This is a genomic window from Anaerolinea thermophila UNI-1 (genome assembly GCF_000199675.1).
In the GTDB taxonomy this organism is placed as follows: Bacteria; Chloroflexota; Anaerolineae; order Anaerolineales; family Anaerolineaceae; genus Anaerolinea; species Anaerolinea thermophila.
Window position 1 is genome coordinate 3,052,222 of the sequence record NC_014960.1, and the last position, 22,606, is coordinate 3,074,827.

Annotated in this window: 21 protein-coding genes, 1 tRNA gene and 1 other RNA gene; 12 read left to right on the forward strand and 11 right to left on the reverse strand. The window is 55.2% G+C overall.

The window, feature by feature from the left end; genetic code table 11:
* Positions 1-22: 22 nt before the first annotated feature.
* Entirely contained in the window at positions 23-373 is a 351-nt protein-coding gene (locus ANT_RS13780; RefSeq protein ID WP_013561139.1) for an ArsR/SmtB family transcription factor, read from the reverse strand.
* Positions 374-523: 150 nt separating this feature from the next.
* Here ANT_RS13780 and ANT_RS13785 point away from each other — a divergent pair, with 150 nt between their 5' ends.
* Both ANT_RS13785 and ANT_RS13790 read left to right on the forward strand, forming a co-directional pair.
* On the forward strand, positions 524-1,027 hold the full coding sequence (locus ANT_RS13785) for a GNAT family N-acetyltransferase (RefSeq protein ID WP_172634631.1): 504 nt from the start codon (positions 524-526) through the stop codon (positions 1,025-1,027).
* An 18-nt stretch (positions 1,028-1,045) separates the two neighbouring features.
* Complete coding sequence (locus ANT_RS13790; protein WP_013561141.1) at positions 1,046-2,911, forward strand: DUF2142 domain-containing protein; 1,866 nt, start codon at positions 1,046-1,048, stop codon at positions 2,909-2,911.
* Here the strand turns inward: ANT_RS13790 and ANT_RS13795 are convergent.
* The 3 genes from ANT_RS13795 to ANT_RS13805 form a co-directional block, all read right to left on the reverse strand.
* A complete protein-coding gene (locus ANT_RS13795) occupies positions 2,874-3,875 on the reverse strand; it encodes a lysylphosphatidylglycerol synthase transmembrane domain-containing protein (RefSeq protein WP_013561142.1) in 1,002 nt (333 codons plus the stop codon). The two genes, ANT_RS13790 and ANT_RS13795, sit on opposite strands and share 38 nt — an antisense overlap.
* On the reverse strand, positions 3,872-4,765 hold the full coding sequence (locus ANT_RS13800) for a glycosyltransferase family 2 protein (RefSeq protein WP_172634632.1): 894 nt from the start codon (positions 4,763-4,765) through the stop codon (positions 3,872-3,874). The genes ANT_RS13795 and ANT_RS13800 overlap by 4 nt, the downstream gene beginning before the upstream one ends.
* Before the next feature lie 122 nt (positions 4,766-4,887).
* Positions 4,888-5,571: a metal-dependent hydrolase gene (locus ANT_RS13805; RefSeq protein ID WP_013561144.1), complete on the reverse strand. Its 684-nt coding sequence runs from the start codon at positions 5,569-5,571 to the stop codon at positions 4,888-4,890.
* A 145-nt stretch (positions 5,572-5,716) separates the two neighbouring features.
* Here ANT_RS13805 and ANT_RS13810 point away from each other — a divergent pair, with 145 nt between their 5' ends.
* The 8 genes from ANT_RS13810 (at position 5,717) to ANT_RS13845 (ending at position 14,272) form a co-directional block, all read left to right on the forward strand.
* A complete protein-coding gene (locus ANT_RS13810; protein WP_013561145.1) occupies positions 5,717-7,786 on the forward strand; it encodes a cytochrome D1 domain-containing protein in 2,070 nt (689 codons plus the stop codon).
* 233 nt (positions 7,787-8,019) lie between these two features.
* A complete protein-coding gene (locus tag ANT_RS13815) occupies positions 8,020-9,087 on the forward strand; it encodes a PstS family phosphate ABC transporter substrate-binding protein (protein ID WP_013561146.1) in 1,068 nt (355 codons plus the stop codon).
* Positions 9,088-9,166: 79 nt separating this feature from the next.
* Positions 9,167-10,120: a phosphate ABC transporter permease subunit PstC gene (gene pstC / locus ANT_RS13820; protein ID WP_013561147.1), complete on the forward strand. Its 954-nt coding sequence runs from the start codon at positions 9,167-9,169 to the stop codon at positions 10,118-10,120.
* A complete protein-coding gene (gene pstA / locus ANT_RS13825; RefSeq protein WP_013561148.1) occupies positions 10,117-11,346 on the forward strand; it encodes a phosphate ABC transporter permease PstA in 1,230 nt (409 codons plus the stop codon). The genes pstC and pstA overlap by 4 nt, the downstream gene beginning before the upstream one ends.
* Positions 11,343-12,128: a phosphate ABC transporter ATP-binding protein PstB gene (gene pstB, locus ANT_RS13830; RefSeq protein WP_013561149.1), complete on the forward strand. Its 786-nt coding sequence runs from the start codon at positions 11,343-11,345 to the stop codon at positions 12,126-12,128. The genes pstA and pstB overlap by 4 nt, the downstream gene beginning before the upstream one ends.
* 42 nt (positions 12,129-12,170) lie before the next feature.
* Positions 12,171-12,848, forward strand: coding sequence for a phosphate signaling complex protein PhoU (gene phoU, locus ANT_RS13835; RefSeq protein WP_013561150.1), 678 nt, complete (start codon positions 12,171-12,173; stop codon positions 12,846-12,848).
* 97 nt (positions 12,849-12,945) lie between these two features.
* Complete coding sequence (locus ANT_RS13840; RefSeq protein WP_013561151.1) at positions 12,946-13,968, forward strand: CHAD domain-containing protein; 1,023 nt, start codon at positions 12,946-12,948, stop codon at positions 13,966-13,968.
* A 58-nt stretch (positions 13,969-14,026) separates the two neighbouring features.
* A complete protein-coding gene (locus tag ANT_RS13845) occupies positions 14,027-14,272 on the forward strand; it encodes a hypothetical protein (protein WP_013561152.1) in 246 nt (81 codons plus the stop codon).
* Here the strand turns inward: ANT_RS13845 and ANT_RS13850 are convergent, their stop codons facing one another.
* The 6 genes from ANT_RS13850 to ANT_RS13870 all read right to left on the reverse strand — a co-directional run bounded on the left by ANT_RS13850 (position 14,273) and on the right by ANT_RS13870 (position 19,592).
* The gene (locus tag ANT_RS13850) at positions 14,273-15,160 is read right to left on the reverse strand and encodes a methyltransferase domain-containing protein (protein WP_013561153.1); all 888 of its coding nucleotides are present in this window, start codon (positions 15,158-15,160) and stop codon (positions 14,273-14,275) included.
* Positions 15,161-15,198: 38 nt separating this feature from the next.
* An RNA gene (gene ffs, locus ANT_RS16750) (signal recognition particle sRNA small type) lies at positions 15,199-15,298 on the reverse strand.
* 59 nt (positions 15,299-15,357) lie between these two features.
* The gene (locus tag ANT_RS13855) at positions 15,358-16,497 is read right to left on the reverse strand and encodes a transposase (RefSeq protein WP_013558589.1); all 1,140 of its coding nucleotides are present in this window, start codon (positions 16,495-16,497) and stop codon (positions 15,358-15,360) included.
* A gap of 100 nt (positions 16,498-16,597) precedes the next feature.
* On the reverse strand, positions 16,598-17,575 hold the full coding sequence (locus ANT_RS13860) for an aldo/keto reductase (RefSeq protein WP_013561154.1): 978 nt from the start codon (positions 17,573-17,575) through the stop codon (positions 16,598-16,600).
* 67 nt (positions 17,576-17,642) lie between these two features.
* The gene (locus tag ANT_RS13865) at positions 17,643-18,029 is read right to left on the reverse strand and encodes a MerR family transcriptional regulator (RefSeq protein ID WP_013561155.1); all 387 of its coding nucleotides are present in this window, start codon (positions 18,027-18,029) and stop codon (positions 17,643-17,645) included.
* 321 nt (positions 18,030-18,350) lie between these two features.
* Positions 18,351-19,592 carry a site-2 protease family protein gene (locus tag ANT_RS13870; protein WP_041455059.1) on the reverse strand — a complete coding sequence of 414 codons (1,242 nt, stop codon included), beginning with the start codon at positions 19,590-19,592 and terminating at the stop codon, positions 18,351-18,353.
* A gap of 90 nt (positions 19,593-19,682) precedes the next feature.
* Between ANT_RS13870 and ANT_RS13875 the strand changes: the two genes are divergently transcribed.
* The gene (locus ANT_RS13875) at positions 19,683-21,665 is read left to right on the forward strand and encodes a Kelch repeat-containing protein (protein WP_013561157.1); all 1,983 of its coding nucleotides are present in this window, start codon (positions 19,683-19,685) and stop codon (positions 21,663-21,665) included.
* A gap of 9 nt (positions 21,666-21,674) precedes the next feature.
* On the opposite strand, the gene ANT_RS17485 is transcribed toward ANT_RS13875, so the two are convergent.
* Positions 21,675-21,768: transfer RNA gene (locus tag ANT_RS17485), tRNA-Sec, on the reverse strand.
* A gap of 283 nt (positions 21,769-22,051) precedes the next feature.
* On the opposite strand from ANT_RS17485, the gene ANT_RS13880 reads away from it, so the two are divergent.
* On the forward strand, positions 22,052-22,561 hold the full coding sequence (locus tag ANT_RS13880) for a PH domain-containing protein (RefSeq protein ID WP_013561158.1): 510 nt from the start codon (positions 22,052-22,054) through the stop codon (positions 22,559-22,561).
* Positions 22,562-22,606: the final 45 nt, after the last annotated feature.

A 22,606-nucleotide genomic window follows, 5' to 3' on the forward strand; every position in this document is an offset into this window, starting at 1 on the left:
TACGCTCCAGTTCTAAAAAATATTATTCCTGTTCGGAAGGTTCCATCGTTTCGGCAAGTGCCGCCTGATTCTTCAACTTGCTGGTCAGCACCGCGCGCAGTAAATCCAGCGCCTGAATGACGCGCGGATCGGCGAGCATGTTGACCACCGATTGCCCATCGCGCTGGGAAATCACCAGCCCGCGGTCGCGCAGGACGTTCAAATGACGCGACGCCGCCGACTGGGTAATGCCCAGTTCTTCTGCCAGTGTGCTGACGTTGCTGGGCTTCTCATTCAAGGCATAGAGAATGAGGATGCGTGCCGGATCCGCCAGCGCCGAACAGATATCAGCGTGCAGGGCAGTAATTTCTTGCGAAAGGGATGAGGAAATCATTTTAACCTTATCATGTATGCAGATATATGCATAAGTTCAATCATGCATAATCATAGTCCCAATGACACCAAAAGACAATAGTGACAAATGTCACAAGTTTAGTTGGATTACACCTGTCTCCTCTTTAGCATATAATTCAGAAGCATGGATTTGAACATCGAAATTCGCGAAGTCGGCACGAAGGATATTTCTCAACTGGAACGCCTTTTTCCGCAGGGCGGCGCGGAGAAACACGCTCGCCGTCTGGTGCGCCAGCAGAACGGCAGTGCCGTCTATCTCATTGCGTTTCTCGCTGAAATGCCCGTTGGACACCTGCTATTGAAATGGGACGGAGCCAGAGACGAAGCCGTGCGGGCAAACCGCCCGGTTCCCTGCCCGGATCTGGAAGACCTGTTCGTCCGTGAGGAATACCGCCAGCAGGGCATTGCCACACAATTGCTCCGCCACGCCGAAGACCTTGCCCGGCAGTGCGGATACGCCGAAATCGGACTGGCGGTAGGGCTGGAGAATCCTGACGCCCGCCGATTGTATGACCGCCTGGGCTACCGCGAAGCCGGCTTTGGCACCTACCGCGTCCACGGGATGTATGTGGACGAACAGGGCGCGCTGTGCACCTGGGAAGAGGAATGCGTGTATCTGGTCAAGAGGATTTGAGTTTTTAAGGCAACCGTAATGAAAAAAATCACGAAATTTCTCTCCAGTCCTGAAAGCGTCTTTCTGCTTCTTGCTACACTGTTCGGAGTAGTATTTGCCGTGTTCATTCCTTACGGTGCGGGGTTTGACGAAGAACAGCACGTCATACGCATTTACGACCTGGCGGCGGCGAAGTGGTTGCCCAATCAGCGCGACCCCGGCAATGATTCCTTTTTTACACCGGTGGATTTTGTGCGTTATGCCTATCAGCGCCGATTCTTCCAGACTCCTGCTCAAGACCTTCTCGAGGGATCGGCTTTCCATGAACCGCTGAATCGGAACAACCTTCTCGGAACGCTGACGCGCTCAATCTATTCTCCCTTCAACTTCCTGCCGCAAGCCGCCACAGCCCGCTTCTTCTGGCGCAAGTACGATTATCCGGTTGTGCCTGTTGCCATCCTGTGCCGCATCGCCGGGCTGGCGATGTATATCGGGCTTTCATTCCTTGCCGTCCGCCTGCTTCCAGTGGGTAAATGGACTCTGGCAGTGCTGGCGCTGGCGCCTTCGGCGCTGTATCAGGCGGCAACGCTTAACGCCGACGGCTTCACCAACGGGGTGAGCTTCCTGTTCGCGGCAGTTGTCCTGCACCTGGCGCTGGATGAATGCCCGGTCTTCTCCCGCTGGAAGGTGGTACTGCTCATGGTCTCCATTCTTCTCGTTGGTACTGCCAAACCGGGCATGTTTGTGCTTTTCCCGCTTCTTTTCCTTCTGCCGGTCAGGCGGTTTCCCTCAAAGGGGTGGGCGCTGGCTACGGGAATCGCCGTAGTGGTTGCCATTGCCTTTGGCGTGCAGTACAACGCGCTGGCGGTACAAACTTCACATTTTGCAGGTACTGACGAGGGTAGTCTCAGTCAGCAAATTGCGCTCATCCAGGCGCACCCCTGGGATTTTCTTTACACCCTGATATGGGGCAACCTGCGCGCCATTGGGAATTACTTTATGGAATGGGCGGCGGTGTACGGTCACTGGGCGGGAGTAGTGCCTGCGCCGGTGTATGCGTTCTACGTTGCCGCGCTGATTTTTGCCCTCGGCGCAGAAACTCTGCCCGCCCGTCTTACTCCATACCAGCGCTGGGTGCTGGGGGGAACTTTTCTGATCTCTTCCGGCGCGTTTGCCCTGCTGTACACCATCAACAATTATGTGCCGGGCAGTCTGGCAGGATTTGGGCATCAGGGACGCTACTACATTCCCACCGCACCTCTGCTTTACCTCGCGTTAAGCGGCCTGTTCTCTTTCCACAATTTTGTTCAGAAGAAACTGCCTCTCTTTTTGACAGGGAGCATTACCCTCAGCCTTGCATTTTATTTACTGGGAATTTACGCCACCTATTACACCTATTGCGGAACATCCTGGTACACCTTCCAGGGTTGTACCCAGCCGGTGTACAAAAACATTGAATGGGCGCAAACTCCCGCACTGGAGTTTTCCTCTTCCACCCCCCTGCGGCAGGAATTTCCCAACCGTTGCGGAGAGTTGGAACAAATTCAGATCTATATCCACGCCAAAACCAGTGAACCTGACACAACACTGGTTTTCACCCTGAAAGACTCTGCCGACCACATTCTGGCGGAAGAGCGCGTCCCTGCAAATACCTTACCCGCAAAGCGTTTCTTCGTCTGGCGTATCCCTGAAGAAGTGCAGACAAAAACGGCTTCCGCACTGGAGATCCGTGCCACAGGCAAAGGAGTGGTAGAACTTGCCCTTAACGGCGGGGATTACTTCCGCGAAGCACATCTCATTGTCGGGAATCAGGAAATTGCCGATGACCTGGTTTTCCGGTACGTTTGCACACCATTCTGGAAACAAATTATTCAGGTCGTGATCCCAATCGAAGCAAATAACTGAGCCACGCCAGCGCACCGAAGAAAGCAATGTACGCCAGGGTGAGAATATGGGTGGAAAAGGCAGTGGTAATCGCCGTTTGCCTGTCCACCTGTACCAGTAAAAGTGCGGCAGTCCAGCCGGCTTCCTGCGAGCCAAAACTGCCTACCGCATTGACCGGCAAGGCGCTGGCAACCGCGGCAAAGGTGACTGCCGTGGCTGTTTGGAAGAATGTGACCGGAACACTCATCCCGAGTAAGAGCAGATGAAACATGCCGTAATTGGCGATCCATTCCAGAAGCGCCAGCCCCATCCATTGGGCAAACTGCAGAGGACGGTACGCCTGAAAATATCGGAAAAACTTCTCTACCCATTCGATGAGACGCAAGAGGAAATTTTCTTTCGGGAAAGATTTGGCTTTGACCTTCTCCAATACAGGCGGTGCCAGACGGGAGAGAGCCATCAACAAGCCCATGCCTGCGCCCAGCAACCCGATGAAAATCAACGCCTGCATCATCTGCACGCCGGATTGCGGCGAACGCAGGGCAAGCGCCACGGCAAGGTAAAGCACGCCAATTGCCAGCAAGTCCATCAGGCGAATAACGATCAGCGCCGAAAGCCCCTGCGCCGCAGGCGCGTTCTTTTCCTGCTTGAGCAGATACACATAACTTAACTCGCCCAGTTTGAAGGGCAGAATTTGGGTTGCCAGCGAAGTCGCCAGCGAGAGGCGTAAGGTCTTCAGATAGGGCAAAGATAAATCGGCACTGATGCGGTTCAAACGCACCGCCCGCAGACAGGATTTGAGGAAGTACACCCCTGCGCCGGCAAGGAACAACTCCCAGCGCACACCGAGAATCTGATCGCGCAATTCCTTCAGGTCAATTTGACGGAGAAGGAAAATCAAAATCAGCACCCCCAGCAGAAAGAAACTGAGGTTTTTAGCATTCAGCACGCGATTGACACGCGGTGGCACCCAATTCCCGCTCACCCCCAGCGCTCCCGCCGCAGTGCGCTGATTTGATCGCACAACAAGCCAAAGAAAAAGGATTGAATCCCCAGCAGGATGACCAGCGTACCGAATACCGGAAAGCCCAAATGCACGGTGAAGGCTTTGTAAAAGCCGTAAATCAGCCCGGCAAGGATGAGCAGTGACCCCATCCAGCCAAAGAACTGCAACGGCTTGAAGAGAATGACAATATGCAGGATGATCTGGAGTGTGCGCAATCCATCGCGGAACTGCCGAACCGTGCTTTTTCCAATACGCGGCTGAGTCACAATGGGAATGGTACCGCCAAAATGTTCGTTTTCAATCATCAGCAGGGTGGTCAGGGTAGAAGCGCCAAAGCGTTTAGGGAGCAAAGGAAGATAGCGCAGTAACACTTCTCGTTTAAATCCGCGTAACCCTGAATTGAAATCCGGAACGGGTTTACCAACGGCAAAATTCACCGCCAGGCGCAGCAACCACTTTCCCACCACACGTTCCGGGTCTTGATACGAATCCCCCATACGTACACCGATACAGTAATCCAACCCTTCACTGATCAGTTTCTGCGCCAGGGCAATTAAATCCTGCGGACGGTGCTGACCATCGGCATCGTACCAGACGATGAACGGTCTCTGCGCCGCCCGCGCCCCACTGCGAATGGCTGTACCATAACCGCGATTAGCAAGATGCTCAATCAACCGCACTGTGGGGAACTGGCGCACCATCTGGCTGGTTTCATCGGTAGAGCCATCGTTGATGACTATAATCTCCGCGCCCTGCAATTCGGGCTGTTCCAGCAACCCGCGCAACACTCCCGCAATGCTGAGGGCTTCGTTGTACGCGGGAATCAGGATACTCAACGATTCCCCAAGCGTTTTTTGAGATTGACTCATTCCCTGCAAACTGCTCTCCGCCATGCCCCGATTATACCCTTACCCAGAATTTCCATTTACACCTTACAACAACAAACCGCAGGCAGGGTATCCTGCCTGCGGTTATCCTGCGTGTGCAAATACTAGAGGGAGAAACTCTCGCCGGGCTTCAGCACATGCACCTTGGCAGAGGTGGCTTCTTCCACCCGTTTTGCCCAGGCGTGCGCATCCTGCTGAATGAGTTCAAAGGTATTGTAATGAATGGGAATGACGTGCTTGGGACGCAAGAGTTCCACCGCCCGCAGAGCATCATCCGGTCCCATAGTGAAGTTATCGCCAATGGGCAGTGCCGCCAGGTCAATGCCTTCATCGCCGATGAGCTTCATATCTCCGAACAAGCCGGTATCCTGCGCCAGATACACCTTCTCGCCGGCGTTGGTAGTGAGCAGGAAGCCCGCCGGGTTGCCGCCATACGAACCATCGGGAAGCGCCGAGCCGTGAATGGCAAAGGTGAGTTTGAGGTAGCCAAAGGGGTAGCGGTAACCGCCGCCCAGGTGCTGTCCGTGCGTTTTCAGTCCTTTGCGCCCCAGCCAGGAGGAAATTTCAAAGTTGCTGATGACCAGCGCGCCGGTACGTTTGGCAATCATCTCGGTATCGCCCACGTGATCGCCGTGTCCATGGCTGACCAGAATAAAATCGGCGCGCACCTCGTTGGGTTTGGCGGTTGCCGCCGGGTTTCCGCTGAAGAAGGGATCCACCAGAAGATGGTAGCCGCCGGTTTCCAGCCCGATGGTAGCGTGCCCGTACCATGTGAAAGTAAGACCCATATCAACCTCCTCCGGACAAAATTCATCCGCTTTTTTCATTATACAACAGGCTGTTTGCAGGGGAATCTTTGCGCTGGCGCAAATATAAACCTGACGAAAAGACGTATATTGATATTAATACTCATAGTACAAAGGGGATGCCGCCATGAGACGTTTCTTCTTTCTCTGGTTTGTGATTGTTTCTGCTCTGGCGCTTGCCGCCTGCGGGGAGAAAGCCGCCCCCGCCGCACCTCCACCTACGCAGGAAAGCGCATCCGCCCCGCCCGCCCTGTACAGCGCCGAACTGGCGCGGCAAGCCTTTCAAAAAGGGGGATGCGGTGCCTGCCATGTGATTCCCGGCGTAGAGGGCGCCGGTGGCACCATCGGACCTGACCTGACCGGCATCGCCCAAACCGCCCAGGGACATCTGGAAAAAGGCAATTACAAGGGGAAAGCCAAATCCGTGGCTGAATTTCTGGCAGAGTCCATCCGCCAGCCGGATGTTTTCGTGGCTCCCGACTGCAACGGCTCGCCCTGCCAGAAAGGGCTGATGCCCGCCTCGCTCAGCAATTTGTACAACGAAGAAGAAATTCAGGCAATGGTGCAGTTCCTGATGAATCCTCCCCAGGAAGAATCTGATAAAGAGGAAAAGCCCACACAAATCTCTGAAGCCCAGCCTGCGGCGGGAAACGCCCCCGCTCTGAGCGATGAGGAATTTGCCTGGGCAAAGCAGGTGTATTTTGAACGTTGTGCCGGTTGTCACGGTACACTGCGCAAAGGCGCTACCGGACCGGCGCTGACCCCCGACAAAACCCAACCCAAAGGCACACTGGCGCTGGCGGCAATTATCTTCAATGGCACGCCGCGCGGCATGCCCGATTGGGGCAAACAGGGCTTTTTCACGCAGGAACAAACCGAAATCATGGCGAAGTTCCTGCAAAACGCCCCCCCCGCCCCGCCGGAGATGGCGCTGGAGCAGATGAAAGCCTCGTGGAAAGTGCTTGTTCCGCCCGAACAGCGCCCCACCAGCCCGCAGACACAACGCGATTGGGAGAACTACTTCATCGTCACCCTGCGCGATGCCGGTCAGGTGGCGGTGATTGACGGAGATACCTACGAGGTGGTCAGCACGGTGGATACCGGGTACGCCGTTCACATCACCCGCATGTCTGCCAGCGGACGTTATGCCTACGTCATCGGGCGGGACGGGAAACTGGCAATGGTAGACCTTTGGACCGAGAAGCCTACCAAGGTTGCCGAAGTGCAGGTATGCTATGATGCCCGCTCGGTAGAGGTGAGCAAGTACAACGGCGAACTGGGGAATTTTTCGGACAAGTACGCGGCGGTGGGCTGTTACTGGCCCCCGCACTTCGTCATCCTGGACGGGCAGACCCTGGAGCCTTTCAAGGTCGTCAGCACGCGCAGTTATACCTTTGACACCGAAGAATATCACCCTGAGCCGCGCGTGGCGAGCATTGTGGCTTCTACCTACAAGCCCGAGTGGATCATCAACGTCAAGGAAACAGGCTTAATCTGGCTGGTCAATTACGCCGACCCCAATAATCCCACCATCAAGATGATTGAAGCCGCGCGCTTCTTACACGACGGCGGATGGGACGCAACCAAGCGCTACTTCCTGGTGGCGGCAAATCAATCCAATAAGATTGCCGTGGTGGATGCGCTGGAAGGGAAACTGGCGGCGCTGGTGGATACGCCCGCCGTACCGCACCCCGGACGCGGCGCCAACTGGGTTGACCCCGAGTTTGGTCCGGTGTGGAGCACCTCGCACCTGGGCGAAGGGGCGATTGTCTCCATCGGCACCGACCCGGAAGGGCATCCCGACTCAGCATGGAAAGCCGTGCGGGTCACCCCCCTGCCCGGCGCGGGTAGTCTGTTCATCAAGACGCACCCCAACAGCCAGTGGATCTGGGTGGATATGGCGCTGAACTCCGACCCGGCGCTGGCGCGCACGGTGTGCGTCGTGGCAAAGAGTGATCCCACCAGGGTGCACAAGTGCTGGGAAATTGCCGCTTACGGGCGCGCCGTGCACATGGAGTATAACAAACAGGGAACAGAGGTGTGGATCAGTGTGTGGGGCGATGCTTCCAAACCCGGCGAAACCGGAGAAATTGTGGTGTATGACGATGCTACCCTGCAGGAAAAAGCGCGCATTCCCAACCTGATTACTCCCACCGGAAAGTTCAACGTCTATAATACCGTTCACGATATTTACTGAGTCCTCTAAGGAAGGGTCATCCCCTCCCCCAATTGGGAGGGGATTTTTTATTTCAAGGAACTACGCCACCCATAAGAGGTTTTACCCGAATATATAGACCATGGTGCCATTTTAAGGGCAAGTTTCCCCAAATCTTTACATTCTGTTAACCCTGTGATTGACTGACCTTAAACTTCGCCTGATACACTCTAAGCGCAAACCTAGAACCCTACTTTTTTGGAGGAGAATTTTGTATGTCTCGTAAACTCTGGTCTATCGTTTCCGTTTTGATCGTCCTGGCGCTGGCGCTGGCAGCCTGTGCTCCGGCGGCAACCCCCACGGCGACTCAGCCCCCCACTCAGGAAGAAAAGCCCACTGCTACTCCTAAAGTTGAGCCTACTGCAACGGAAATCCCTTCTCCCACTCCCACCGTGAATCCCTTTGACCCTGCCGCAGTGAGTGGCGATATCTACACCGCAGGTTCTTCGACGGTCGGTCCTCTCACCGAAGCCATCATTGAAATGTTTGTGGCTGATGGTTTTACCGGTCAGGTGAAGAACGACATCATTGGTTCAGGCGCCGGGTTTGAGCGCTTCTGCAAGACCGGCGAGACGGATATTTCCAACGCTTCCCGCAAGATTAAGGACAGCGAAGTGGAAAACTGCGGCAAACTGAATCCCGCCCGCAATCCCATCGGCTTCCTGGTTGGACTGGATGCCATTGCTGTGGTAGTCAATCCGCAAAATGACTGGGTGGAAAACGTCACCAAGGATCAACTTTTCAAACTGTTCACCAGCGCTGAGAAGTGGTCGGATGTGGATCCTTCCTGGCCTAACGAGCCCATCCTGCGTTACACCCCCGGCACCGACAGCGGCACCTTTGACTTCTTCGTAGAAGTTGCTGTTCAGAAAACCGGCAAGATTGAAAAACTCGATGAAGCCAAGAAACTGGTCCTCGAAGCCAAAAACCTGAATGCCTCGGAAGACGACAACGTGCTGGTACAGGGCGTGGAAGGCAACAAGTACGCTATTGGCTACTTCGGGTATGCTTACTACAAGGGCGAAGGTTCCAAACTTAAAGTCCTGAGCATCGAAGGTATCAAACCCTCTCTGGAAACCGCTGAAAATGGCACTTACCTGCTCTCCCGCCCGCTGTTCATTTACTCGGATGCCGGTATCATGAAGTCCAAACCGCAGGTGGCTGCCTTCATCCGCTACTACCTGGAGCATGTGAATGAAGTCATCGAAGAGGTGGGGTACTTCCCGGCTTCTAAGGAAGCAATGGAAAACAACCTCAAACTTTTTGAAGAAGCCATGAAGTAAGTCTTTATCGAACCAAATTCCTTTCCCCTTCTCCTCTCTCCATGGGGGGAGAAGGGGAAATGTTCAAGAGAGGTCATTCATGGAAGTCACCTTAAACCACTTGAAACGCCCGGAAGAAAGCGCCGTGGATGTTTCAAGGCGCTTGCAAAAGCGCACCCGCTGGGGGGAACTTTTCATTCAAACCTTCCTGTTTTTGTGCGGTGCGGTCTCTATTTTCACGACTCTGGGAATTGTGTACGAATTGGGCAAAGAAGCCCTGCTGTTCTTTCAAATGCCCGGGGTGACACTGGTAGAGTTCTTCACCCAAACCGAATGGCAACCTACGGTGGGACGTTTCGGTGTACTGCCACTGGTCAGCGCCACAGTAGTCACTACCGTGATTGCCATGCTGGTGGCTGTGCCCTTTGGATTGGGCTCTGCCATTTATTTGAGCGAATACGCCTCGGAAAAAGCCCGCAAGATTCTCAAACCCGCACTGGAAGTTCTGGCTGGCATTCCTACTGTAGTGTATGGATACTTTGCTCTGACTACAGTAACCCCCTTCCTGCGCATTTTCTTTGGAGAAGCCCTGAACATCTATAATATGCTCTCTGCCGGGTTGACGATGGGCATCATGATCATCCCGCTGGTGGCATCCATCAGCGAGGATGCTCTGCATGCCGTGCCCAACTCTCTGCGTGAGGGGGCCTATGCGATGGGCGCGACCCGTTTGGAAACCGCTCTCCAGGTGGTCGTGCCAGCGGCACTTTCGGGGATCATCGCCGGATTCATTCTGGGATTTTCCCGCGCCATTGGCGAGACGATGATCGTCGCGATTGCCGCTGGCTCGGGTCCAAACTTCACCTTCAATCCCCTGCAATCGGCTGAGACGATGACCGGCTACATCGCCCGCATCTCCGGCGGAGACGTAGCCTACGACACCCCGGATTACAACAGCATCTTTGCCATCGGGCTGCTGCTGTTTGGTATCTCCCTGATTCTGAATATCATCAGCCGACGGGTATCCTCGCGTCTGCGGGAGGTGTACGAATGAACCGCGGTGTGGTTTTATCCGAAACCAGCAACCTCTCTGTCCGCCATCAATGGGGAAAATTCTTCCAGGGGCTGTTCCTGTTCTCTACCGTCATCGGGTTGATTGTGCTGGGCATTCTTATCCTCACTGTGGTGGACAAGACCTTCACCCTGGTGGCTGTGACCAACAAAGTTGACCCTGCCACGCTTGCCGACCGTCCCCTGGAAGAACTCTCCGCCGAAGAATTGCGCCAGATTTTACGCGACAAATTACGCCCTGCGCGCCTGCGCACCATTGAGCGCGATATGGGGCCCATCGCTCAGATGGGCGAAGCCGACCTCACTGCCCTGATCATGGCGGAAATTGTCAAACCTACCACGCGCGCATCCTATCCACTCTTTCAATCCCTGACCCGGCGCGCAGAAATTGAAGCCGAGATCCGCAAAGAATACCCGGATGCCCAAATATACTTTAAAGCATGGTTGTCCTGGGATTTTCTGCAACGCTCCATGGCAACCAACCCCGATTTAGCCGGGGTACGCCAGGCGATTAAAGGCTCATTGTTGATCATCCTGATTACCATCCTGTTCGCCTTCCCAATTGGGGTTGGAGCCGCAATTTATCTGGAAGAGTACGCCGATAAGCGCAACCGCATTAACCGCATTCTGCAAACCAACATTGAAAATCTGGCAGGGGTGCCCTCCATCATTTACGGGATTCTCGGTTTGGCAGTATTTGTGCGCGCCCTGGCGCCCATCACCTCAGGCGCGGCCTTCGGCATGGATGCCGGTAGCGGGCGTACCATCCTTTCCGGCGGGCTGACCATGGCACTGCTGGTGCTGCCCATCCTGATCATCAGTTCGCAGGAAGCCCTGCGGGCCGTGCCCAACTCTCTGCGCGAAGCCAGTTTCGCTATGGGTGCCACCCGCTGGCAGACCATCTGGCATCACGTCCTGCCCTATGCTCTGCCGGGCATCCTCACCGGCACGATTCTCGCCGTGTCGCGCGCACTGGGCGAAACCGCGCCGCTGATTCTGGTGGGGGCATCCAGTTTGATTAACAAAGACCCCCAGAGCGTGTTCTCGTTCTTCACGGCGCTGCCTTTCCAGATTTACAACTGGACAGTGCGCCCTCAGCCTGAATTTCGGAATATTGCTGCCGCGGCTATTCTCGTTTTGCTGGCAGTTCTGTTATCATTGAATGCAACGGCCATTGTGCTGCGAAACCGATTGAGTAAGCGACTATGAGCGAACAAAACCATTCGAACCATTACGCCATTGAGACCCGTAACCTGAACCTGTATTACGGGAATTTCCGCGCGGTTAAGGAAGTCAACCTGCAGATTGTACCGCGCAAAATCACGGCCATCATCGGACCATCTGGCTGCGGAAAAAGCACTGTTTTGCGCTCCTTCAACCGCATGAACGACTTCGTCCCGGGCTTCCGCATGGAAGGGGAAATCCTCTTCCACGGCAAGAATCTCTATGCGCCCGATGTGGACCCGGTGCAGGTGCGCCAGTATATCGGCATGGTCTTCCAAAAACCCAATCCCTTTCCCAAGAGCATCTACGAAAACGTGGCTTGGGGAGCACGCATCAACGGCTACAAGGGCAACATGGACGAACTGGTGGAAGAAGCCCTGCGCGGCGCAGCGCTTTGGGATGAGGTGAAAGATAACCTGAAAAAGAGTGGACTTTCCCTCTCGGGTGGTCAGCAACAGCGCCTGTGCATTGCCCGCGCGCTGGCGGTTAAGCCGGAAATCATCCTCATGGATGAGCCCTGCTCAGCACTTGACCCCATCGCCACGCTCAAAATCGAAGACCTGATGCGCGAACTCTCGCAAAACTATACCATCATCATCGTCACCCACAACATGCAACAGGCGGCGCGCGCCTCGGACTACACGGCATTCTTTACCATGGATGAAGACCGCGCCGGGGTTATGGTAGAATACGGGGAAACCAGTCAGATTTTTACCACCCCGCGTGACAAGCGCACCGAAGATTACATCACCGGGCGTTTCGGGTAAAAGCCTGTTCAAATTCTGAAAGAAAGGGGTATAACCAAGCCCATGCCACGAGCCACGTTAGATCGTCAATTACATTTGATTCAGGACGAAGTCCTGACGTTAGGGAGTATGGTAGAACAGGCGCTGGTGAAATCGGTGGATGCGCTGAAGCGCCGGGATGTTAAAGCCGCGGCTGAAATCATTCGCGGCGATCAAGCCATCAATGAAAAACGCTATGCCATTGAGAACGGCATCATCGCCGTGGTAGCCACACAGCAACCCATGGCGCACGATCTCCGTCTGCTGGCAGCAGTGCTGGAAGTCATCATCGAACTGGAACGCATGGGCGACTACGCCAAAGGCATTGCCCGTGTCTGTCAGCGCCTTGAAGGAGTGGATATTCCCATCCCCAGCCGCGAATTTGAACGCATGGCAGAGATTACCGTCTCCATGCTCCACCGTTCCCTCTCCGCATTCATCAAGGAAGATGCTACACTGGCACACCGCATTCCCGAAGAGGATGAGCAGGTGGATGAATTGTATAACAACGTGTACCGCGGGCTTATTTCCTCGATGATCGAACATCCCGAATGGATTGACCACACCAACCTGCTGTTGTGGGTGGCGCACAACCTGGAACGCGCCGCCGACCGAGTCACCAACATCTGTGAGCGCACGGTTTTCATCGCCACCGGCGAACTGCTGGAGATGGATCTGGACGACTACGAAGAGACAGAGTAAGCCGTTGTCCTTCCCAGAAATACGGGAGCCCCTGAAGGGAAAAGGGCTCCCGTTTTCTTTTGTCACTCCTGTATAATCAAGATACGGAGGAACCCCCATGAAAGCGTCTGCCTGTTTATGTGCCTATGGGGCGCGGGTCATCTTAAAACACCTCAAAGCCTTCCAGCGGGAATGGCAGGGCGTGCACACCGGCGCGGAAGACATCGAACATATTCACCGCATGCGGGTGGCTTCGCGGCGCTTACGGGCAACCCTGCCTCTCTTTGCCCTGTGCTTTCCCGGCAAAAAGGTAGATAACTGGATGAAACATATTCGCCGCGTGACGCGGGCATTGGGCGGTGCCCGTGATGCCGATGTGCAGATTGCCCGTGTGCAGGCGTTTCTGGATACGGTGGAAGATATTCGCCTGCGCCCGGGGCTTCAGCGGTTGCTGTTGCGCCTGCGTCAGGCACGGGCCGGACATCAACCTGCGGTGACCTCTGCGCTGGAAAAACTGGCAGAGCGCGGCATTCTGGATGAGATGAAAATCCTGCTGGAAGAACACCTGACCATGTGCAATGAAGACACACCGCCGGATGCCGAACTGTACACGCTGGCACGGACTGAAATCACCCGCCGTCTGGACGCTTTCCTGGCATACGATGCCATCGTACCCCTGCCTGAACGGGTTCAGGAACTGCACGAACTTCGTATTGCCACCAAGTGGCTGCGCTACACGGCCGAGGCGTTTGCCCCACTGTATCCCGATGAACTAGCCCGCTGGTTAAGTATCCTGCGGGATATTCAGGAACGCCTCGGGCAGATTCACGATGATGACGTCTGGCTGACTTTTTTACCGGCTTTCCTGGAAGAAGAGCGCCAGCGGGTCGAGATGTTTTACGGCTATACCCGCCCCTTCCGCCGACTGATCGCAGGGGTACAGGCTTTCGAGCAAGCCTGTCGCGAGGATCGGGAGCGCCTGTACCGCGCCTTTGTGCCTGACTGGCAGACATGGCAGGCAGAGGGAATCTGGGATGCCTTACGGGAACAGGTCAACCTGCCACAGGTGAATCCAGAAGAGGTTTACCCGCCGCTCAGGCAGGATGAAAATCGCAACGATTCTGTGACAGATTCGGCGTAATTTCCGGTAAAACTGTGGTAATCTAATCATAGACATCCAGGCAATTCGGGGGGATTTGATGAATTTACGCCCGTCCACACTGATCGCTTTATTGCTGATTTTCTTTCTCGTGGGTGCCCTCATTGCCCTTGCCAGCGAAGGCGGGAATGTGAATTTCCGACCCATCTCTAACCCCAATGTACAAACCACACTCCAACCGCAGGGAACTCCCGCGCCGGTGAACGCCGAAGCGGCGGCACTTGGTGCTCCCCCGTCCAATTTTTGGGAAAACCTGCGTCGCTGGCTTGGATTTGCCCCACGCTAGTTAGCGTCTCTTTTCCAAACGGAAATCGTAAATTCCATCGCGCACCGGGTAACGCTGACCACACGAGGGACATAGAATCTCCGGTGGCGTGTCTGCCAGCCCTTCCTGACCGCACGCCGGACAGCGGAAGAAGCCCTGCCCCGTTGCAAATGTTCCCACTGCGCGGCAACGGGCAAACACGCTGGGGGTCAATTGCCAGAGATTGCCCGTCCACTGCGCCAGCGAGTCCATGGCAACCAGCAGGCTCAGCGGAAGCAGGCGTTTAAGCAAATCCACGCGGAAATGCGATACAGTCAACTGGCGTTCAATGACAAACCCGCTGACTTTGAGCCATTCGCGCACCGTAGCGGGATGAAAGTCAAAATTCAGTGGAGCAAATTCCACCGGCTCTGGAGAAAACGGATTCCAGGACTGCCGTCGTAAGAGGTAGCGCAGGATGGCTTTGAGATTCTGCTTGTTGGCGTATTCCAGGATGAACACCGCATCCCTCTGCAGGGTGCGGCGCACCTGTTCCAGCGCCAGGCGCGGCTCCACCATGTGATGCAGGGTGCGAATCATGGTAGCGGCATCGAACACACCCGCGCTGAAGGGCAGGTAGTAAATATCAGCGGCAACGTAGCGATAGCGCGGCGAATCGCCCAGCCGCTGACGGGCTTGTTGCAGTTGGGTGTGCGAGTAATCCACCAGGGTAATTTCTTCAAAGCCCTGATAGCGAGGAGTATTCCGCCCTGCGCCCGCGCCCAGTTCCAGCAGACGCTTGCCGCCTGCAGGAAGCAGGCGGCGCAGTGCCACCGCTTCCACGGCGTCCTCATAACGGCGTGCGCCCTGCTCCCAGAAGGAAGTCTGATAATCAGAGCCTTCGTAATCACACACTGGAATGGATTTCATGCTCCCGTTTCTCTCCGCAGGTCAAAGGTACAAAAAGCGCCGGGCAGGTTTGCCGGCGGCACCCAGAGGGACCTCCTTACCGTTGCTTCCTCTCGGACCTGGCGGGGTTCGAAGGTTTCTGCCGCGCCGGTCCCGCCCGGACGCCTCGTAAGCATACCGCAGGAACGGGCAGGTGTCAAGTTGTGATTAACTGAAATTCAGACATGAGTTAGGACAGTTGGGCGAACGATAGCAACAAACGACGCCAAAGCCTCCTTGACAATGGACTGCCACTCACGGGGTGGAAGCCACCATTTCTGTTTGAGCAAGATAAACAGACCCGAATAGCGCCGCCATTTCTTGCCCGTCTTGTGCAGAACGACATCAACATTCTCCTGTAGCTGGTTTGGCGATCCATACAGGCGGTCTCGCAAGCCTTCACCGATCAACAAGGCAATCGCATAAACCAACAGCAGCATTGCTACCATCTTTTCCATGTTTTCCTGTCGCTTATTCATCAGCCGGGTCATCCCCAGCAGTCCTTTCAAATCGCGGAAGGTTTCCTCGATTTTCATCCGCCAGAGATACACCTGCCATGCCCGCTCGGGTTCGAGGTTGCTCATCACCCATAACGGTTCAGCCAGGCCCTTCTTCCAGACACCGATCAGGTTGACGCATACCTTGCCTTTGTACCACACGGATGGGTGGATTACCTTTTCACCGGGAGCGAGTGATAAGACCACTTCCCTGCCCTCGGCATCCCAGAACCTGGGCGGATGGTGGCCCAGGTTCAGACGAATGACAAAGTTCACTCCCTCTTCGACCAGATTGAGCAACAATTCGAGGTAACTGAATTCCCGATCCAACACCAACGGACGCTCCCCCAGCAGGTCTTTCAATCCGGCGAACGCACGGACATGGTTCACATTGCGCGACGACCGGTCAGCGGCGATGGTCTTGGACGAGTAGGTCAGCAAACCGCAAGGGAGAGCCCGTCCGCGATAGGGTGTGGCCAACAGCAACACCCAGAAGCCTCGCGTCTTGCCGTCTTTGAGCGTGCCGACATACTCCGTCTTCCAGGCTTGTGGACGTTCAATCTCGGTCGGGTCGCCAATCACATACTCGGCTTGTTCACAAAACAGACGCCAGAGCATGGCCCGCGGGTCAACCTTTTGCAGAAAGCGCTGGATGCGTTTGTAACTGGCCGCGCTACCGCCGCGCATTTTGCCCGCAATCTCGGTCAGCCGCAAGGAGCGGGCCACCAGCATGGCTTGCCCAATTTCTGCCGCTTTGGCAGCGGTGATTTCATCATCAAAAAACTCCTCCATGAAAGAACGCATCGGGATATACTTATCCATGATGAGCCTCCTACCGATTAGTTGCTGCGAACCAAGTGTATCGGTTGGGAGGCTCTTTATACACTACAAATGTCCCAACTTATGCCCGAACTTCAGGTGATTAACTGAAACCCAGGATGCGATGCGGTTGATAGGGTTCTTCCAGATATTGAATCTCTTCCGGGGTAAGTTGCACCTCCAGCGCGCCCACCGCCTGCTCCAGTTGTTCCAGTTTGGTGGCGCCGACAATGGGGGCAGTGATGTAGGGCTTGGCAAGCATCCATGCCAGGGCTACCTGTGCCATGGGAAGACCGCGCTTCTCGGCCACCTCGGCGACGCGGTAAATGATGGTGGGGTCTTCATTTGCGTAAAGTCGATTGCCGTATTCATCGGTTTGAGCGCGCATGGTTTTGGCTTCCTCAGAGGTAGGTTTGCGCGCCAGCCTGCCTTTGGCAAGCGGGGAGTAAGGAATGATACCAATGCCCTGATCACGGCACAGCGGAATCATCTCGCGCTCTTCCTCGCGGTACATCAGGTTGTAGTGATTCTGCATGGAGACAAAGCGCGCCCAGCCGTGCAAATCGGAGGTGAAAAGGGCTTTGGCAAACTGCCAGGCATACATGGCCGAAGCGCCAATGTAGCGGGCTTTACCTGCGCGCACCACATCGTTGAGGGCTTCCAGCGTTTCTTCAATAGGGGTTTCGTAATCCCAGCGGTGAATCTGGTAGAGATCCACATAATCCGTGCCCAGACGCTTCAAACTGGCATCAATGGCACTGAAGATGTGCTTGCGCGACAACCCGCGGTCGTTGGGACCCGTGCCCATGGGGAAGAAGACCTTGGTGGCAATGACCACCTCGTCCCGCGAGACCATTTCGCGCAGGGCTTTGCCCACCACTACTTCGCTCATCCCACTGGCGTACACGTTAGCGGTATCGAAGAAGTTAATCCCCAAGTCCAGGGCGCGCTTAATGAAGGGACGGCTCTCTTCCTCGTTGAGTGCCCATTTCCACTGTTCGGTTGGTTGACCGTAACTCATACAGCCCAGACAAATCCGTGAGACCTTCAAACCAGTGTTACCCAGACGAACGTACTGCATCCTGACACTCCTTCCTGTGGCTGAGAAAACTGAAAAAAGACAGGCTTGCCCGACGTTTGAAGAAAAATTATTCCTGCTCAGAGAGCATTTCTTTTTCGCGCATTAACAGGCGATTTTCGTAGTTGGCAATCTTGCGATCCAGCATGTCCAGCGTTTCCTGCAGTTCCTGAATGCGCTTTGCCAGTTGCTCGCGGTGGGCTTGCAAAATTTCTTTGCGGGTTGGGATGGTCTCATCACCCTGCTGAACCAGTTGCACATACTCCCGCAGGGAGTCCAGCGGCAAACCAGCGCGCTTCATGCACTGGATAAAGTCAATCCAGCGTAAGTCCTGCTCGTCGTACTCGCGGATGCCGCTCCCGTTGCGTTTGACCGGCGGGAGCAGTCCAATACGCTCGTAGTAGCGCAGAGTATCCAGAGAAATCCCAAAGCGTTGGCTCACTTCTGCAATCTTCATCTTGCTCACCTCTACTAACAGTTTAAACCCTGGAGTTGACTCCAGGTCAAGTGTTTTTTTGGATTTCCTTACATGATGGGAAAGCAAATTTTTCCAGCCTGGGCTTCCAAACGCCGAGTATGCCGGGGATGCGCACGCTTCAACGCGCTCAGCGCACACCCAATCTCTATTGATCCGCAAACACGTCCCAGCACACGGTTCACCGCATATCCCTCGACAGTCTCGGGGTATGCCGCCCAACCGTTTCCCGTTGTTCTGCCCGCCAAGATGAAAAATCGCGCCCTTCGACATGCTCAGGGCGCGATAGGACTTCCGCCAAAACTACATCCCACTGATGGGTACAGGAGTGAAAACCAGGAAGAAAATGATGATGCCCAGCACCGCCAGCGCCTTGCGCGGAGGATCCAGCGGGGTGATTTCATCCAGGGGTTCGGCGTAGGCTTTGCCCAGCCACGAGATGAGCAGAAGCCAGATCAGCCAGTTAATGGAAAGCAAGGACATTGCCAGCAGAATACCCTGAATCCACGGCAAGAGGCGCATGGCGCGCTTGCGCCCGATAAGCACGTTAATCAGGTGTCCGCCGTCCAGCGTGCCCGCCGGGATAAGGTTCAGGGCAGTGATGAGCAAACCGCCCCACCCCGCCCAGGCAACCGGATGCAGACTGACATCCACCCCGCCATAAGGGGGCGGACTGGCGGTGAAGAAATAACGAATCCAGTACAGCACGGGCGGCACACCACCGTAATCTGCCGGCGCAGGTAAAAGCATGCCAAAGCGCAGATACTTCATCAGCAGATAGAGGATAGAATTGCCTTCCAGCGTCAGCGTCACCGGCGCGGTCAGGCGGTCCAGGAATTGCTGGAAGAAACCGCCCTCTGAAGGCAATTGCGGCGGAGCGGGCGGCAGTGTACTCAGGTTGGAGAGAGAAAGCCCGATACCCAGCACCAGCAGAGAGACCACCAACCCGGAGAGCGGTCCGGCAATGCCAATATCCAGCAGAACGCGGCGGTTTTTCACCCGCTCTTTCATGTTGATTACCGCACCCAGCGTACCGAACACGTTCGGGAAGGGGATGAAATACGGCAGACTGACATGCACGTTGTGGTAACGCCCCATCAGGTAATGCCCGAACTCATGAGCGCCCATGATGGAGAGAATGGCAACGGCAAAAGGCCAGCCCGCCGAGAGATATGCCATCAATCCCGGGATGAAACCGGGCGGTGGTTCCTGCGTTATACTCATGGCTCCACCAGTGTAAATGACACTGATCAGCGTGAGGATGAAGAGAATCAAATTCAAACGTCCGCTGGAAGGTTTGGGCTGAGGTTGAGCAGGGATGAAGTAAACCACATGCCGTCTGTCTTCCATGCGAAACACGGGAGTCAACTGGTAGGGGCGCAAGGCATCTTCCAACCAGTCATACAGGCGCGCCGTATCTTCCCCCATCAATCTGCCACGGTAGCGCACGACGAAACCCTGCTCCACCGAGCCGAGGGTTTTGTCTTCCACGCTCATCACGCGTGTGATCAGAGCATCCAGATCCATGCTTAAACCGTTATCCATGCTTTCAATTATACTGGAATGCACTCCCTCTTTCCTGACAGGATATAATGTAATGGAATGCAATCTGTCGATAGAGAAAGGCAAATCCTTATGCCTGCACTTTTACAGGATGCCATTCAGTTAATCAAAGCCGGGCAAAAAGAACAAGCCCGCGCCCTGCTGATGCAGATTCTGCAAAAAGAACCCGCTAACGAAGCCGCCTGGTTATGGCTGACCGAATGTCTTACCGATGACCTGCAACGTATTCAGGCGCTGGAAGTGTGCCTGAAGTTTAATCCCAACAGCGAAAAAGCCCGCAAAGCCCTGCAGGTGTTGCGGGAGAAATCGGCACCTGCCCAGCGACCTGCGCCTTATCCCCCAGGTGTACCCATAACACCTGAACCGGCGTCCTCCAGCATCCCCCCTGAAGCCCAGGGATTGACACCCGCGCGCGAGGGCAAACCTGAACCGCCTCCAGTTCCTCCCTTTACTACGCCTCCCACGTTTGCCACACCACCCGGCGGCGAAATTGACCGTGAGTTCATCGAATCACTGATTGAGGAAAGCCGTGAAAGCGCCCCCCGTATGGCTGCGCCCCCCGAAAAGCCTGCAATCCAGCCATTTATTTCCACCCCCGCACTGGAAGAAAGCCCGACGAAAGCAGAAATTCCGCAAGAGAGCGAGCCTGCTCCCGCCGACAGTGTGGTCAGCGCTTTCCGCAAGCCCGAACGGCGCGGTTTGTTTGGCAAGCGGGAAGCCCCCCCGCCTCGCCGTCCTTCCAGGAAGGAAGAAGAGGAACCGAAAACCAACTGGCTCACGGTGTTCCTGCAGGTGGCACTGTTCATCCTTTTCGTTATGGCAATCATCGTGGCGGCATTGGTCACTGACTTGCCCTCGAAATTGCGTCAGAGTCTGATTCCCATTGCCAGTGGCGGCGGAACAGCCGTTCAGCCCACTGCCCCCCCGGCTTATGTGAACACTGCACCGCCCCCCACAAACACCCCCACCCCCATCCTGCAATTTACCCCTACACCCACGCTCACTCCGGTTCCTCCCTTACCTACCGGACAGGCGGGCAGTTCCTTCCCCGTTTATTTCAGTCCGCAAGCATTCCCCCTGCCTCTGCCCCTGGCAGGGCACACGGCCACCCGCCTGCAGGATGGACGCCTGTTGATTGCTGGGGGAAAGACCCTCAGCGGGGTGACCATGAAGACTTTCCTCCTGGACAGCGACCGCTCGGACGCACGCGAGATTAACGCCATGGTTGCCGCCCGCGCCCACCACTCTGCCACACTCTTACCGGATGGACGGGTGCTGGCAGTGGGCGGGGAAAGTGACTCGGGAATTGTGCAAACCGCCGATTTGTTCGACCCGGCAAGCGAATCGTGGAGCACGCTCCTGCCTCTGTATCCCCATGGGGTGGGACATATCGCCGTGTTAATGGACAACGGTTGGTTGCTCATTGCCGGCGGGTGCGGACAGGATGCCACAGCCGAACTGTTTGACCCGGTCTCGATGACCTGGCAGGATGCCGGCGCGCCGCCTTATCCGCTTTGCCATGCCAGTGCCACCCTGTTGCCCGATGGGCGCGCGCTGGTTGCGGGGGGCGAAGGCGAAGCCGCAGGCAAAGCCCTGATCTATGACCTGAACGCCCGTACCTGGACGCCCACCGCCCCACTGCAAACCCCACGCTGGAATCACGCCGCATTGCGTCTACCCGAAGGGGATGTCATCCTGTTCGGTGGACAAAACGCCAGCGGGCAGTCGCTCAACGCCGTTGAGGTGTACCGCTGGCAGGAAAACCGCTGGGAAAGCCTGGCGCCGATGAACGAAGGGCGCATCCAGCCCGCAGTCACCTTCCTGCCCGATGGACGCATTGCCGTGCTGGGCGGGTATCAACAGCAGGGCTTTGCCGCCACGCTGGAAGTGTACTTTGCCGCCAGCAATGTCTGGAGCGCCGCCACCGCTATGGACGTGCCCTCGGCAGATTTCACCCTGACGTATTCGGAAGGTATGGCGTATCTTTTACTGGGAGGGGAGAGCGCCGACGGCTTGCTCGACCGGCGCACCTGGTTAATTTTCTCCAATCCATAAAAGAAAAGGCGGGGATGGATGGGAGTCGAACCCACCACGGCTCGCCACGCGACCCGTCAGCGGTTTTGAAGACCGTGAAGCCCACCGGGACTCAGCCATCCCCGCCGTTAAGCATACCCGCAGGCGGGGAGATTGGCAAGGGGGATACTCATGCACCGGGTAAGAAGAGCAGGTAAATCTCAGATGGATTTGCTTTTTTTAATCAATTCCCAAATCAAATGTACAATAAAAGCATTAGAAGCAACAAGGGCATGTTTTTCATCATGATTTTGGAAAATATCCCCCTAAAATGGTGAAATCAACCTTGATCCCCCGATTGTTTTTCGGTGCCTTAAGAATCCTCTCAGACAATTATGTTTTCAGAATAGATACGATAGGAGCATAAAGTGAGTTACATCAGTGATAATCTATTGCCCAATGAGAAAGTTTTCTTCACCGCTCGGGTGCATCCCATGATTTTTCTATCCCCTGTTCTTGCATTTATCGTGACCGTTTTTCTTTTCATTCTTTCTCTGAACGAGAAGGATGCCAGTGTACTGATATGCCTATTCCTTTTTTTGCTTTTTTATTCTATTTTGCTTGGAATCCGAGCCACCATCATGATGTTAACAACCGAGTTTGGTGTCACAAACCGGCGCATCATTGCAAAAAGCGGGTTCATTCGCCGGCAAACAATTGAAATTTTCTTGTCAAAGATTGAAAGCGTGTCGGTTTACCAAAGCATCCTGGGACGTATTTTTAACTATGGAACAGTCACTGTAATCGGAACCGGTGGAACAAAAGGGAGTTTTCAAGGAATTGCCAACCCAATAGAGACGCGAAAGAAAATCTATCAAATGATTGAGATCTACACTCAATCTCAACAAGAAGCAAAAGAAAAATCAGTTGAAGCCTGAACATTCTTCAGAATTTAAGAACGATATTTCCATAAGAGTTCTCTA